14 protein-coding genes are annotated in these 15,000 nt (G+C 58.9%); 6 read left to right on the forward strand and 8 right to left on the reverse strand.

Annotation, left to right across the window (positions count from 1 at the left end; translation table 11 throughout):
* Positions 1–247 precede the first annotated feature (247 nt).
* A complete protein-coding gene (locus PMA3_RS13315; RefSeq protein ID WP_064677585.1) occupies positions 248–859 on the forward strand; it encodes an FMN-dependent NADH-azoreductase in 612 nt (203 codons plus the stop codon).
* 169 nt (positions 860–1,028) lie between these two features.
* A complete protein-coding gene (locus PMA3_RS13320) occupies positions 1,029–2,066 on the forward strand; it encodes an alpha/beta hydrolase family protein (RefSeq protein ID WP_064677586.1) in 1,038 nt (345 codons plus the stop codon).
* 38 nt (positions 2,067–2,104) lie between these two features.
* Here the strand turns inward: PMA3_RS13320 and PMA3_RS13325 are convergent, their stop codons facing one another.
* The 3 genes from PMA3_RS13325 to PMA3_RS13335 all read right to left on the reverse strand — a co-directional run bounded on the left by PMA3_RS13325 (position 2,105) and on the right by PMA3_RS13335 (position 6,379).
* Entirely contained in the window at positions 2,105–3,292 is a 1,188-nt protein-coding gene (locus PMA3_RS13325) for an MFS transporter (RefSeq protein WP_064677587.1), read from the reverse strand.
* 221 nt (positions 3,293–3,513) lie between these two features.
* Positions 3,514–4,461, reverse strand: coding sequence for an IS110 family RNA-guided transposase (locus PMA3_RS13330; RefSeq protein WP_064680598.1), 948 nt, complete (start codon positions 4,459–4,461; stop codon positions 3,514–3,516).
* A 328-nt stretch (positions 4,462–4,789) separates the two neighbouring features.
* Entirely contained in the window at positions 4,790–6,379 is a 1,590-nt protein-coding gene (locus PMA3_RS13335) for an ABC-F family ATPase (RefSeq protein WP_082930319.1), read from the reverse strand.
* A 495-nt stretch (positions 6,380–6,874) separates the two neighbouring features.
* Between PMA3_RS13335 and lpxO the strand changes: the two genes are divergently transcribed.
* On the forward strand, positions 6,875–7,774 hold the full coding sequence (lpxO, locus tag PMA3_RS13340) for a lipid A hydroxylase LpxO (protein WP_064677589.1): 900 nt from the start codon (positions 6,875–6,877) through the stop codon (positions 7,772–7,774).
* A 161-nt stretch (positions 7,775–7,935) separates the two neighbouring features.
* On the opposite strand, the gene ku is transcribed toward lpxO, so the two are convergent.
* Positions 7,936–8,808 (reverse strand): non-homologous end joining protein Ku, encoded by an 873-nt coding sequence (gene ku / locus PMA3_RS13345; RefSeq protein WP_064677590.1) that lies wholly within the window; start codon positions 8,806–8,808, stop codon positions 7,936–7,938.
* A 204-nt stretch (positions 8,809–9,012) separates the two neighbouring features.
* On the opposite strand from ku, the gene PMA3_RS30740 reads away from it, so the two are divergent.
* Positions 9,013–9,357, forward strand: coding sequence for a hypothetical protein (locus tag PMA3_RS30740; RefSeq protein ID WP_082930320.1), 345 nt, complete (start codon positions 9,013–9,015; stop codon positions 9,355–9,357).
* 50 nt (positions 9,358–9,407) lie between these two features.
* The gene (locus tag PMA3_RS13350; RefSeq protein ID WP_064677591.1) at positions 9,408–10,559 is read left to right on the forward strand and encodes a PQQ-dependent sugar dehydrogenase; all 1,152 of its coding nucleotides are present in this window, start codon (positions 9,408–9,410) and stop codon (positions 10,557–10,559) included.
* 80 nt (positions 10,560–10,639) lie between these two features.
* Here PMA3_RS13350 and PMA3_RS13355 read toward each other — a convergent pair whose 3' ends face one another.
* Entirely contained in the window at positions 10,640–10,861 is a 222-nt protein-coding gene (locus tag PMA3_RS13355) for a hypothetical protein (RefSeq protein ID WP_064677592.1), read from the reverse strand.
* Between the two features lie 150 nt (positions 10,862–11,011).
* Between PMA3_RS13355 and PMA3_RS13360 the strand changes: the two genes are divergently transcribed.
* Positions 11,012–11,281, forward strand: a complete 270-nt coding sequence (locus PMA3_RS13360) for a DUF1652 domain-containing protein (RefSeq protein WP_064677593.1) — start codon at positions 11,012–11,014, stop codon at positions 11,279–11,281.
* Between the two features lie 125 nt (positions 11,282–11,406).
* Here PMA3_RS13360 and PMA3_RS13365 read toward each other — a convergent pair whose 3' ends face one another.
* The 3 genes from PMA3_RS13365 to PMA3_RS13375 form a co-directional block, all read right to left on the reverse strand.
* Complete coding sequence (locus PMA3_RS13365; RefSeq protein WP_064677594.1) at positions 11,407–11,679, reverse strand: DUF2790 domain-containing protein; 273 nt, start codon at positions 11,677–11,679, stop codon at positions 11,407–11,409.
* Between the two features lie 164 nt (positions 11,680–11,843).
* Entirely contained in the window at positions 11,844–13,340 is a 1,497-nt protein-coding gene (gene xylB, locus PMA3_RS13370; RefSeq protein ID WP_064677595.1) for a xylulokinase, read from the reverse strand.
* Positions 13,341–13,525: 185 nt separating this feature from the next.
* Positions 13,526–14,998: a mannitol dehydrogenase family protein gene (locus PMA3_RS13375; protein ID WP_064677596.1), complete on the reverse strand. Its 1,473-nt coding sequence runs from the start codon at positions 14,996–14,998 to the stop codon at positions 13,526–13,528.
* Between the last annotated feature and the right edge of the window lie 2 nt (positions 14,999–15,000).

Raw genomic sequence — 15,000 nt, forward strand, 5'->3', positions numbered from 1 at the left:
AGAAGGCAGGGTAGGGCACTGAACGTGACCTGCTATCACTCACGCAGGAAGGGCATTCTGCTAGCTTGACAACTTTTTGGGTTTTTTGGTCTTTCTAGGAAAACATTGAGGTCTTGCATGCGGGTCACTCGATTGTTCTATCAGTGGGACGAACTATCGCATTGTTGCCATCTAATCAGCTATTGGTTTCGCCTGTAGGATGATCTCCATCAGATCGCCATGAGCGGTCCTCACTTGGAGATCCCACATGAAATTGCTGCATATCGATTCGAGCATTCTTGGTGACAACTCGGCTTCCCGTCAGTTGAGCAGCGAAGTCGTCAAAGCCTGGCAAACCGCCGAGCCGAGCGCCGTGGTGACTTACCGTGACCTGGCTGCCGATGCCATCAGCCATTACTCTGCCACCACCCTGGTGGCTGCCGGCACCACGGCTGAACTGCGCAATGCCGCACAACAGCACGAAGCCGAGCTGAGTGCCCAGGCGCTGGCTGAATTCCTTGCCGCCGATGCCGTGGTAGTTGCAGCCCCGATGTACAACTTCACCATCCCGACCCAGCTCAAGGCGTGGATCGACCGCATCGCCGTTGCCGGTCAGACCTTCCGCTACACCGAAGCCGGCCCTGAAGGCCTGTGCGGCAACAAGAAAGTGGTGATCGTGTCGACTTCCGGCGGTCTGCATCTCGGTCAGGCCACTGGCGTTGCCCACGAAGAGTACTTGAAGGTGATGTTTGGTTTTCTCGGCATCACCGACATCGAGTTCGTCCGCGCCCATGGCCTGGCGTACGGTGATGAAGTACGCACCAAAGCCATGAGCGATGCACAGGCGCATATCAGCGAGCAGCTGTTCGACGCCGCATAAGGCGCAGGCAAGCGGCCTCAAACAGCTCGGGCAACAGGCAAAAAACTCTGTATTCTGATCACGCAAGTGCCAGATGCGGAGTTTTTTGTATCTGGGTGTTGCAGGTTCTGGCCCGGGATATGCAATCCAAGGTTGCCGTTTCCGGTCACGTAACAGGGTGGGGCACCCTATGAAGCGTCTTTGTGCAAGTTTACTGATGTGTCTGCTCGGCAGCCTGAATCCAGTGCACGCCGCCCCTGCGCCGCATCCGCACTGGAGCGTCGGTTTCCATGAGATGAGCTTTCTCGATCCGCTGGATCAACAGCCGATGCGCGCCATCGCTTTCTATCCTTCCAGCGACAAGGAACACACCAGCACACTCGAGGGCTATACCGTCGAAGCCGGCGAAGACACTCGCGTGGCCATCGGTCGTTTCCCGATGCTGATGCTGTCCCATGGCAACACCGGAACCCCGCTGGCCCTGCACGATCTCGCCACCTCGCTGGCGCGCAAGGGGTTCGTCGTGGTGGCGGTGATCCATCCTGGCGACAACTCCAGGGACCACAGTCGCCTGGGTACCTTGAGCAATCTGTACGGCCGGCCGATCCAGGTTTCCCAGGCCATCACAGAGGCCCTGGGCGATCGCATGCTCGCGCCCTTCGTCAACGCCAACCAGGTCGGCGTGATCGGTTATTCGGCAGGTGGGGAAACCGCATTGATCCTCTCCGGTGCGACGCCTGACCTGGACCGTCTGCGCCGCTACTGCCAGGAGCGGCCGGATGATCGCGATGCGTGCAACACTCAAGGCGAATTGATCGTTGACCGCGATGACCTGCAACCGGTGGCAGACCCTCGGGTGCATGCCTTGCTGCTGATGGCGCCGCTGAGCCTGAAGTTCGGGCGCCATACCCTGGCCGACGTGCATGTGCCGGTACTGCTGTACAGCGGCGACGGCGACAAACTGGTGGCATTCGACAAGAACGCCGCAGCGCTGGCGCGCAAGCTGCCGATCGCGCCGGACTTCAAGTTGCTGGCCGGGGCGGGGCACTTCGTGTTCATGGCGCCTTGTACCGAAGAACAACTGGCGGCGATGCCTGCCTTGTGCACTGACGCTGACGGCGTCGATCGCAAGGACATTCACCGCACCATGATTTCTGAAGCGGGGCGGTTCTTTTCCCATGCGCTGGGCAAACCGGACAGGGCCGGCATGCAAACCGCCGATCAATAAGGTACACGCTGTCCCCCTGTAGGAGCGGGCCGCGTCTGTCAGGCCATTGCGCGGCGTTTCAGCAGCAAGGTCAAACCGAGTCCGCTCACCGACAACAGCGCCGCACTGAAGAAAATCCACGAATACCCCAGGTTCAAGGCGATTGCCCCCATCAATGGCCCGGCAATCGCCAGCGCCAGGTCGAAGAACACCGCATAGGCGCTCAACCCTGCGCCGCGACTGGAATTGGGCACCTGCTTGATCGCCTCCACACCCAGTGCCGGGTACACCAACGACAAGCCGAAGCCGGTCAGCCCTGCGCCGATCAACGCGTAAGTGGTCGAGGGCGCAAGCCATAGCAGCCCCAGGCCCAGGGTTTCAATGCTCATGCAGGCAATGGCCGAGGTGAATCCACCAAAGCGGCCGATGCTGGAAATGAACAACAGCCGCGCCAGGATGAAACAGACGCCAAACACCGTCAGGCAGTAAGCCGCGCCGACCCAGCCGCGGCTGACGTAATACAAAGTGATAAAAGTGGTCAGGGTGCCGTAGCCGATGGAGGCCAGGCTCAGGCTCGCGCCAAACGGCGCAATGCGCCCGAACACCGCCCAGAATGGCAGGCGTTCGCCGCGAATCACCGGTACCGAGGGTTTGTTGCGGATCAGCAGCAATGCCGCCAGCGCCAGCAGTGACAGTGCGATACCCAGGCTGGCGAACCCCAGCTCACCGACCATCACCACCCCCAACGGCGCACCGATGGCGATGGCACCGTAGGAGGCGATGCCATTCCAGGAGATCGAACGGGCAGTGTGCTCAGCGCCGACCTGGCCCATGCACCAGCTGATGGTGCCGACGCCGATCAGGCCCTGGGCGACCCCCAGCAACAAGCGGCCGGCAATCAGGATCAACAGGCTCGGCAGGGGAAAACTTTGCAGCAGCGTTGAGATCAAGGTCAACACGCCACTCAACACAATCCCCGAAAGCCCGTAAACAATCGCCCGCTTGGTGCCGATGTTGTCCGACATGCGCCCGGCCATGGGCCGGCTGAGCAGGGTGGCGAGATACTGGCAGCCGATGGTCATTCCCGCCACGACGGCGCTGAAGCCCAGCTGTTCGTGCACATAGCCCGGCAAGACGGCGATCGGCAGGCCGATGCACAGGAAGGCAATGAAGGTATAAAAGACGATGGAGACGATCTGCAGGGTGATCGCCAGGGAGCTTTGCGGGGGCAGTTGCTGCACAGACATAGGGCTCGTTCGCGGGCGGCGGTAGGAGAATTGCATCATGGCTTGGGTCGGGAATAAAAGGAAGCAGGCTAACGATGTTGATTGAGATCCGGGCTGCGTCTTCAGTATTGGCTGTCAGGGCCTCTTCGCGGGCAAGCCCGCTCCCACAGGGTTTTGTGCTGTACACGGGCTTTGTGTACGACATAAACCCCTGTGGGAGATTCTATGGTTGAGGGGAAGCCTCAACCTGCTTTCGGTTGGTATTCGCTCTGCCCTTTCAGCAGGGCGAATACGATTCGAGCGAGTTTGCGAGCCAGTATCACCAGCGCTTGCGTGGTACTGAATCCTCGATCCCTTTGCTCCTGGTAAAACCCGTTCCAGGTTGACGTACGGCTGGCCGACATGGCCGCGTTGTGCAGAAGTCGGCGTGCCTCGGGATCTCCACGTTTGGTCAAGCTCCTTCGACCGTCTTTCTGTCCTGATTTCGAGACTCGCAAATCCATTCCTAGAAAAGCGATGAATGCGTCCGCGTTTCTGAAGTCGCCTCGTTGAAATGCCGCGATCAGGCGAGCGCCCGTCAGAAATCCGATCCCTTCAACTTTCATGCAGCGCTTTAACTGAGCGAGTAAGCCAGCCTCTTTCAAGTGATCATTGATCATCTTTTCAACCAGCACCTCAAGCTTCTGCATTGATGCTACTTGCGCGGCAAAGGCTGTTTTGAGGAGCGGTTCATTCGACCAGCTTTGCACCAAGCCAACTCGGGCCTGAACCAATGCAGAACGACGGCGAAAAAGACTCAAAAGCCTGCGATACAGGGGGGAAGGCGGGATCCATGGATGCAACTCTTCGTGTTCGTTCTTCAGGTAGCGAGCGAGCAATTTGGCATCCAGCGCATCGGTCTTCGCACGAATTTTCACGCCTTTGCGGTAATGGCTCAGCTCATAGCCATCCACCATGTAGATCGTGCAGCCGGCCTCATGGGCCAGATCGGCAAACTCTAAGTGATAGATATTGGTGGACTCAATGGCGACTTCGACAGCCCCTGGCAAGCCCTTCAGCCATTGCTTGATCGCCGTCTTGTTGTTGGGAATCGTCTCAAGCAGATCCAGCTCAGCTTGAAAGATCACCAACTCATTCTTGGCGACATCGACGCCAACGATTGGCATCAGGACAGAAACTGGCATTGCCATTGAAATTCCCCCGAGATATGGTTTTGAACACTTGAAGGGCTCACCCAGGGGCGCAGGCTTGTTCCTATCGTCGGTCTTAGCCTGATGCATTCTTTATCGGCGCTTGAGTGAAAGGAGGAGGGGCGAAATCTCCCACGGATCTGTACTGCGTCAACAGTCAGAATCGGGCTTTGTCCCTTCTCCTCCCTTCAAGTCCTAGCATACAAGCGGGCTTGCCCGCGAAGAGGACCTCAGCACCGGCAAAATCATCGGCCATGAAATGCAAAAAGCCCCGTCACAAGGACAGGGCTTTTACTTGCATCTTGCAGCTTGAAACTAATCGCTGCTGTTAGAACACCACACCCTGACTACGCAGGTAGTCATCATAAGTACCGCTGAAGTCGATCACGCCGCTGGCGCTCAATTCGATGATGCGGGTGGCCAACGACGATACGAACTCACGGTCGTGGCTGACGAAGATCAGTGTGCCCGGGTAGTTCTCCAGCGCCAGGTTCAGCGCCTCGATGGATTCCATGTCCAGGTGGTTGGTCGGTTCGTCCATGATCAGCACGTTCGGCTTTTGCAGGATCAGCTTGCCGAACAGCATGCGACCTTGCTCACCACCGGAGATCACCTTGACCGACTTGAGGATCTCATCGTTGGAGAACAGCATCCGGCCGAGGGTGCCGCGAACGATTTGCTCGCCGCCCTGGGTCCACTGACCCATCCAGTCGAACAGGTTGCAGTCGTCTTCGAAGTCGTGTGCGTGGTCCTGGGCGTAGTAGCCCAGCTCGGCAGCGTCGGTCCATTTCACGGTGCCGGCATCCGGAGTCAGTTCATTGACCAGGGTGCGCAGCAGGGTGGTTTTACCGATACCGTTCGGGCCGATGATCGCCACGCGCTCGCCAGCTTCAACCTGGAAGCTGAAGTCCTTGAACAGCGGCTTGCCGTCGAAACCCTTGGCCATGCGCTCGACGATGACCGCCTGACGGTGCAGCTTCTTGGTTTGTTCGAAACGGATGAACGGGCTCACGCGGCTCGAAGGCTTGACCTCGGCCAGCTGGATCTTGTCGATCGCCTTGGCGCGGGAAGTGGCCTGCTTGGCTTTCGAGGCGTTGGCCGAGAAGCGGCTGACGAACGATTGCAGCTCCGAAATCTGCGCTTTCTTCTTGGCGTTGTCCGACAGCAGTTGCTCGCGGGACTGGGTCGCCACGGTCATGTACTCGTCGTAGTTGCCCGGGAACAGGCGCAGCTCGCCGTAATCCAGGTCAGCCATGTGCGTGCACACGCTGTTCAGGAAGTGACGGTCGTGGGAGATGATGATCATCAGGCTGGAGCGCTGGGTCAGGATGTTTTCCAGCCAGCGGATGGTGTTGATGTCCAAGTGGTTGGTCGGTTCGTCGAGCAACAGCACTTCCGGATCGGAGAACAGCGCCTGGGCCAGCAACACGCGCAGTTTCCAGCCCGGGGACACTTCGCTCATCGGGCCGAAATGCTGCTCGATGCCGATACCCAGGCCCAGCAACAATTCACCGGCACGGGATTCGGCGGTGTAGCCGTCCATTTCGGCGAACTCGGTTTCCAGCTCGGCCACGGCCATGCCGTCTTCTTCGGTCATTTCCGGCAGCGAATAGATGCGATCGCGCTCGGCCTTGACCTTCCACAGCTCCTCGTGGCCCATGATCACGGTATCGATCACGGTGAATTCTTCGTAGGCGAACTGGTCCTGGCGCAATTTACCCAGACGCACGTTCGGCTCGAGCATGACCTGGCCGCCGGACGGCTCGAGGTCGCCACCGAGGATTTTCATGAAAGTCGACTTGCCGCAACCGTTGGCGCCGATCAGGCCGTAGCGGTTGCCCGCGCCGAATTTGACCGAAACGTTTTCGAATAGCGGCTTGGCGCCGAACTGCATCGTGATGTTAGCTGTAGAGATCAAAGGTTTTTCCTGCGAAGCATTCAGAGTAGCTAGGGGTGCGGCAGTACCGATTCAGTACCCGTTTCCGGTATTCAAACCACGGGAAATGCATCCCGGTCAGAAGCGGAAGGTCCATCTGGCAATAAGTGGACAGCAGCATATGGAGCGCTTGGCCCGAGTCGAAGTGCGCTGATACGGCTTCATTTCCGTCATCAACCAAGGGGGGCGCGTAATGTTTGGCGGCGATTGTACTGGTCTGGCTCTTTAAACGATAGGGCGTTGAGGCCATACGGCTACTTTGAGGCCATCGGGGGACAGATTTTCACCCCTGAATGCTAACAGCTTGTTACAGTCGGTGGCTAAAATGCCATCTTTGGTCCAGAGGCCGACAGTCGGCCTGCGCTCAGGGACGCGCCGCCGGCACCGCCGTTTCGATATCAGACGCTGCACAAGGCCCCTCGCCGCAACGCATCCAGGGGACGCAGTTTGTTCACTTCTGACGTGTGACGATTTCCCGTGAAGCTCATCATTGCTGTGATTTATGTTGTATCGATTGCATACGTTCACTTGCGCGGACGCGTGCGGCACAAATTGGGCCGCCAGCTGAGTGATCACTCGACGTTTCTGGCACCGGTCAATTGCGTCCTTTACCTGTTCTCGAAAACCCCCGACAGGCCTTATCTCGACACCGCCGATTTCCCTGACTTGAGTCCGTTGCAGACCCATTGGCAAGACATTCGCGCCGAAGGCCTGCACCTGCTCCGCGCCGGCGAGATCAAGCGCTCCAGCCAGTACGACGATGTCGGCTTCAACTCGTTCTTCAAGACCGGCTGGAAGCGCTTTTACCTGAAGTGGTACGGCGACAGCCACCCTTCGGCCATGAAGCTCTGCCCGCGCACCACTGAACTGGTGCAGAGCATCGGCTCGATCAAGGCGGCGATGTTCGCCGAGCTGCCGCCGGGCGCCAGGCTGGTCCGCCATCGCGACCCGTATGCCGGTTCCTATCGTTACCACTTGGGGCTGGACACGCCGAACGACGCCGGTTGCTACATCAACGTCGATGGCGAAAGCTACCACTGGCGCGACGGTGAAGCGGTGATCTTCGACGAGACCTTCATTCATTACGCCGAAAATACTACCGATCAAAACCGCATTATTCTGTTCTGCGACATTGAGCGGCCAATGAAGTATCGCTGGGCGGCTGCGTTCAATCGCTGGTTCAGCCGCACTGTGATGGCGGCGGCGGGCTCGCCGAACGATGTGGGCGACAAGACCGGTGGTATCAACCGCCTGTTCGGCAAAATCTACAAGTTTCGCCTGCGGGCCAAGGCGCTGAAGAAGCGCAATCGCAAGCTTTATTATCTGGAGAAGTGGGCGATTCTGGGAGGGTTGCTGGCAGTATTTGTGCTGATCTGAGTTCAGCGTTGTTGCATACGGCCCCATCGCGGGCAAGCCCGCTCCCACAGGTCCAGTGTCTGCCGCCGAATATGTAGCTAACACTGAACCCTGTGGGAGCGGGCTTGCCCGCGATGGGGCCGGCACATCAGCCGAAAAACTGTCGGGTACCTGATAATCGGTCAGCCACTGGAACGCTTTGAAGTTTTTTTGGCCGGCGCCGGCTTGTCGCTCGATTTCGCTTTCGCTGCAGGTTTGGCAGCCGCCTTGCCCCCCAGACTACGCTTAAGCAGTTCAGTCAAATCAATCACATCCGCAGTTTTGCGCTCCTCTTCACCCGTCGCCGTTTCCACGTCCTCGATCTTCCCTTCATGGGCCTTTTTCTCCACGAGCGCCATGATCTTGTCTTCGAAACTGTCGCGATAGTCTTCAGGGCTCCACTCGGCGCTCATGTCTTCGACCAACCGTTTGGCCATGTCCAGTTCGCCCTTGACCAGCTTCGCACTGGTGACGTCGCTGCCCAGTTCGAGCGTTTCCAGGCTGCGCACTTCGGCCGGCCAGCGCAGCATCACCAGAACCATGGCCGACTCCAGAGGCATCAGCGCTGCCAGGTGCTGGCGAGTATGCAAGACCACATGGGCGAGGGCGACCTTGTTGGTTTTGCTGAGTGTTTCGCGCAACAGCGCGTATACCTTGCCGCCGCGTTTATCAGGTGCAAGGTAGTAAGGTGTGTCGATGTTTTGCAAAGGGATCTGATCACTGTCGACAAAAGAAAAGATGTCGATGGTTTGCGTGGACAGCGGGTGCGCCGACTTGATTTCCTCTTCGCTGAGTACCACGTAGCGACCCTTTTCGTACTGCACACCCTTGACGATGTGCTCTTTGGTGACTTCCTTGCCGGTGACCTTATTCACGCGCTTGTAGCCGACCGGCTCCATGCTGCGGCTGTCGAGCCAGTCGAAATCCACCCCTTGGGAAGACGTCGCCGAAACCAGCGCGACAGGGATATGCACCAGCCCGAAACTGATTGCGCCTTTCCAGATTGCCCGTGCCATCGTTGTCTTCTCCCAAGTGATGATCAGGTGACCCGTAGCCCGGCGCAAAAGTTTCAGCCGCTTCAGGCCGCGTCTCGTGGGCGGATCAGCGGTACGGTCAAAGGGTGTTACATCTTGCCGGGGAGGTTTTGATTAACAAATGCGAACCCCGGGCGTAGCGTGCTATCGAAGACTCTATCCACGCTGACCTTCAGAGGCCTCCCGATGAACCGATTAATGCTTGGCATCGCCGCGTTGGCATTGAGTGGTGTGCTGAGCCATCCGGCCCAGGCAGACGCATCATCATTACGGCTGGCACAGAGCCCGACGGGCCATTCAGGCAATCCCTACAACAGCCCGATTCGCCGTGCCAACCCCAACAGCATGCAGGGCACCCAACCCGGCGCTCCGATCATACGCGGGCCAAACACCGTACCAGTTCCGCGACCACCGACCCTGGACAACGGCGGGATTGGCAACCGCTATCCCCAGGACAGAACGGTTCCCTCCAGCCCACCGACATTCATACCCAATCCGCCTCATCGAGACGCAGGCACCAGCAACCGTTGAACGGCAAGACGCAGGTCTGCCAGCCATTCTGACGACAAAAGGAATCGTGCATGTTGCGTAAAACCTTCCTGGCCACACTCTGTGCCAGCACCTTGATCACGGCGATCGCACCGGTGTATGCCGCGCCCATTCAAGAACTGAAAAGTGAACAGGGCACCCTCGAAGTCACTCCGATCGTCGAGGGCCTGGATCACCCGTGGGCCCTGGCGTTTCTGCCCGATCGCCAGGGCATGCTGGTGACTGAACGTCCCGGCAACCTGCGGCTGGTCAGCGCTGACGGCAAACTGTCGGCCCCGCTCGACGGCGTGCCGAAGGTCTGGGCCAAGGGGCAGGGCGGCTTGCTTGATGTGGTGCTGTCGCCCGACTTCAAGCAGGATCGTACGGTCTACCTGTCATACGCCGAAGGCGGTGGCAAGGGCGACAAGGCCGGAACAGCGGTCGGCCGCGGACAATTGTCGCAAGACCTGAAGACAATCAACAACTTCAAGGTGATCTTCCGCCAGGAGCCCAAACTGTCGGTGGGCAACCATTTTGGATCGCGTCTGGTGTTCGACCGCGACGGTTATCTGTTCATCACCCTGGGTGAGAACAACGACCGGCCGACGGCCCAGGACCTCGACAAGCTGCAGGGCAAGGTCGTGCGCATCTATCCCGATGGCAAGGTGCCGGACGACAACCCCTTTGTCGGTCAGACCGGCGTGCGCCCGGAGATCTGGTCCTATGGCCAGCGCAATCCACAAGGCGCGGCGCTCAACCCCTGGACCGGCGTCTTGTGGGAAAACGAGCACGGCCCCCGGGGCGGCGACGAGATCAACATTATCGAGCGTGGCAAGAATTACGGTTGGCCGCTGGCAACCCACGGCATCAACTATTCCGGCCAGCCAATTCCGGAAGCCACGGGCAAGACTGCCGAAGGCACCGTTGCGCCACACCATGTCTGGGAAAAATCACCGGGCCTGAGCGGCATGGCGTTCTACGACGCCGATCGCTTCCAGGCCTGGCAGCACAACGTGTTTATCGGCGCGCTGGTCACTCAGGAGCTGATTCGCTTGCAGTTCGACGGCGACAAGGTGGTTCACGAAGAACGGTTGATGGGTGAACTGAACAAACGCATTCGCGACGTGCGGCAGGGGCCGGACGGCTATTTATATGTGTTGACCGATGAGGATGACGGGGTGCTTTACAAGGTCGGTCTGAAGTAAAGATCGTTCGTCGTGTCCGTGAGCAAGCCTGACCCACAGGGTCTGGGCCAATGCAATCAGCCCGACGGTAGTGATATGGGTCAAAGAACTCGTTTTTTAGTCTTGCGTGTGGGTGGGGTCGGCAGATACTGAATCAACGTCGTTACAAATTTTATGCCGTGAATCTTGCAAATTGCAGGGTCGCCATCAGCCTTTATTGCATTTTGCATGAAAAGGCCGGCTGACAGAGCAGCTAATTCATTGAATTTACCGATGAGCTGCACGGCGAAATTCGCGGCATGTTTTATGCTGTAGCTGGCCATGAGCTGACCGGCTTTTTATTTGAGTCAGCGGCTAAACCGGAAAACACTCAGATGAGGACTTGATAAAGCCCGCAGGGAACATGAGCGGGGGATTGGTACTGATCGACGTGGATGTTTGATTGGCATTCTCATATTAAGGAGAGGGTCGTAATGTTTCTTTCTGCCTTGGAACTTCGAAACATCATCGAAAGCAGTTTTCTTCCGAAACGTTGTCAATGTACGCTGACACCGGAACTGTCGATGACGATTAAAGTGTATTCCGATCGTGAAACCGATCACCTCGATCTGATAAAGACGGGTATAGATGCTAAACATCTCAATGGCTGCAGGGAAATCAATGAGTTGATTACCGAGTTGCGGGAAGACATGCAAAAAAGGGCCGATGTGCAGCCTCTGCATCCTGACAGGAAAGCGCTTTAACCCACGGCTTCAAGACTTGCGCCGGGTCTGGAGAGCAGCCAGACCCGACGCCATCTTACGATTGGATAGCATGCCCGAACCGATATGGCGAGCGAGCCATTCGCCGAGAAAATCTGGTTGCCTGATCAGCTTTGCATACTGCAAGCGTCGGATAGTTTTCGATAAGTGATTTGAGCAGGCTGGCCTGACGTGTCGATGTATTTCATTTCGGCTGTAATGACTTCGCAATACAAAGTCGTGGGCTCGGTCAAGGAGATGACCTTGGCGATGTGCAATGGCATCCCGTAGTGATACGCAGGGACTTGGGTTTGGGTCGAGGACGTATCGGCGGCCTGAGCAAGACCGGCGAAGGCGGTGCAGGCGAGGGCAACTGTCGACAACAATGTGCGCGTGTTCATGAACGGTCTCCAATGCAGGCGAAGAGTCAGCTCGACGTAGCGTCGAACCTGCCGCACTGGGCGTCAGAGAGATCTGAGGGCGTGCGGTCCAGTAAAGTTTTGGACCGCAGCGTTAACAAATGGTTAAGCCGGCTGAATGCCACCTGTCGGCGGTTTCCTTTTCTTTAAAGCGTTGCGACTTGCCGTCGATAGCGTTCGTAGGCCAGCTGACTGGCCGCCACATTACCTGCAATCGGCAGGGTTTCGCTGGCCGGATCGAGCTTCACGCAGCGCTCGCACACGTCCGCCAGGCTGTGTTCATGGCCGTTTGCCCAAGACGTGCACCACGCCGCCTGAATCGCAGCGCCCAGCGCCGCGGCTTCGCTTTGCCCGGTGCAGATCACTGGCGTGTTCATGATGTCCGCGACGATCTGCCGCCACACCGCGCTTTTCGAGCCGCCGCCGATCAGGCAGATGCTGTGGCTTTGCAGGCCATTGCGGCGCAACACGTCCAGCCCATAACGCAAACCGTAGGTCGTGCCCTCTACCACGGCGCGACACAGGTTGGCCTGGGTCAGGTTGGTCATGGTCAACCCCAGCAGGCTGCCCGTGGCATGGGGCAGGGCCGGCACCCGTTCACCGTTGAGAAACGGCAGCATGCACACGCCTTCGGCACCGATCGGCGCTAGTGCGACAAGCTCGTTGAAGCGCTCGATATCCAGTTCGAACAACTCGCGAATCACCCCGGTGGCATTGGTCAGGTTCATGGTGCAGATCAGCGGCAGCCAGCCACCGCTGGACGAACAGAAGGTCGCGACCGAGGCGTCCGGACTGACCTTCGGCTGATCGGCATAGGCGTAGACCGTTCCCGAGGAACCAAGGCTCATGGTGATTGCGCCGGGCTTGATGTTGCCGGTGCCGATGGCGCCCATCATGTTGTCGCCACCGCCGCTGGACACCAATGCCAGCGGGTTGATACCCAAGTGTTCGGCGATGTGCGGCAGGACGGTGCCAACGGCCTGGTGGGCGTCGATCAGCTCCGGCAACGCGGCTTGCAGGCGGCCGCTGGGGTCGATGTCGCGCAGCAGCTGTAAGTCCCACTGCCGGGTGCGAACGTTGAAATAGCCCGTGCCCGAAGCATCGCCATACTCGCTGCAACTGCGGCCGGTGAGCCAGTAGTTGAGGTAGTCGTGGGGCAGCAGGATGCGGGCGATGCGGGAAAACACTTCCGGGTGCTGTTCTTTGGTCCAGAGCAGCTTTGACACCGTGTAACCCGGAGCGATCACCACGCCGAGGCGTTCCAGCGAGCCTTCTTCGCCGCCCAGATGGGTCAGCAGGCAGTCGTTCTGCGCCGTGGATTCGGTGTCGCACCAGAGTTTGGCCGCACGCAATACCTGGCCTTTATCATCGAGCAGGACCAGGCCGTGTTGCTGGCCCGAGACGCCGATCCCGAGGATGTCCAGGCCGTCGACGCCGGCCGCGAGCAGCGCTTGGCGAGTGGCGCAAGTGAATGCTTCCAGCCATTGCGCCGGGTCCTGTTCGCGACGGCCATTGGCGCCGCTGATCAGGCTGTGCGCCGCGGCGCCCTGGCCGAGCACCTCACCGCTGTGCGCATCGAGGATGAGGGCCTTGGTGCCTTGGGTGCCGCAGTCGATGCCGAGGAAGAGTTGTTGGTTTGCCATGGAGGATCCTTTGGATCGTCAGGTCGATATCAGTACACATTCAACATTTATGTTGTTTGTCAGTCAGCCATCGCGGGCAAGCCCGCTCCCACAGGTTTCTCTGGTGTACACGGGATTTGTGTACGACATAAAACCCTGTGGGAGCGGGCTTGCCCGCGATGACGATAGCAACTTCACTGCAGGACTCAGGCGAGTACTCGCTCGAGGGTCTTGGTCACTCCAACCTCCCGCAAACTGTTACAGCACCACTCGAACGCCGCCACAAACTCCGGCGAGTTAGGTATCGCCGCACCAAAAATCTCCTCAACCGCCAACAACCGCTGGGTGATCAACGCATCATCGGCCACCAATGCCTGGCAAAACGCCGCGCGTGGATCTGGAATCGAGTACGTATCGCCCTGCTCATCCACCCCCTTCAAATACAACGCCCAGGCCGCCACTACCAGCGCCGCACGCTTCGTCTCGCAGTCAGCGGCAATCAAACCATTGATGGTCGGCACGGTGAACTTGGGAAACTTAGACGAACCGTCCGAGCACACACGCTCCAGCTGATCGGCAATCGCCTGATTGGAGAAGCGTTCGACCAGGGTGTTCTTGTAGTCGGCCAGGTCGATTCCCGGCACGGGCGACAGCTGTGGCGTCACGTCCAGATCCATGTAGGCGCGCATGTACCGGACAAACAGCGGGTCGTTCATGGTTTCGTGGACGAAGCGGTAACCCTTCAGGAATCCCAGGTACGTCAGGGCCAGGTGGCTGCCGTTGAGCAGTTTGATTTTCATGTCTTCGTATGGCGTGACGTCGTCGGTAAACTGTACGCCGACCTGTTCCCAGGCCGGACGCCCGTTGACGAACTTGTCTTCCAGCACCCATTGCGCAAAGGGTTCGCAGACCACCGGCCAGGCATCATCGACGGCATGCCTGTCCGCCAGTTGCAGGCGATGTCCGGTGCTGGTCATCGGGGTGATGCGGTCCACCATGGCGTTAGGAAAACTGACGTTGCTGTCGATCCAGTCGCGCAGCTCGGCATCGCGCAGGGCAGCAAAAGCCAGGAGCGCCTTGCGGGTGACCGCGCCGTTGTGCGGCAGGTTATCGCAGGACATCAAGGTGAATGCCCGCGTGCCGGCGGCACGGCGCTTGACCAGGGCGGCGCAGAGAAAGCCGAGCACGGTTGTCGGTGCATCCGGATGCGCCAGGTCATGTTGGATCTGCGGCAAATGGGCCATGAATTCGCCGTTGCTGTCGTCGATGCAGTAGCCACCTTCGGTGATGGTCAGAGAGACAATGCGAATCTCGGGGCTAGCCAGCTTGTCGATCAGCGCCTGGGCGCCGTCTTCGGCCAGCAGCATGTCGCGGATCGCGCCGATCACCCGGACTTCGGTGTCGTCGGTGTCGCCCAGCTCAAGCAGGGTGAACAGGTAATCCTGCGCCTTCAGGTCATCCCGGGCGCGACGGTCTTCGGCGCGCAGGCCGACGCCGCAAATGGCCCAGTCCAGATCCTTGCCGGTGTTCATCAGGGCGTCGGTGTAATACGCCTGGTGCGCGCGGTGGAAACCGCCGACGCCGATGTGCGCGATGCCCTGGCGGGTGTCGCTCAGGGTGTAGGCGGGCAGGCGCACCTCGGAGGCGAGGTGATGCAGATTCTGTTTGTTCAGTTTCATCA

This window comes from Pseudomonas silesiensis (assembly GCF_001661075.1).
Lineage (GTDB): Bacteria > Pseudomonadota > Gammaproteobacteria > Pseudomonadales > Pseudomonadaceae > Aquipseudomonas > Aquipseudomonas silesiensis.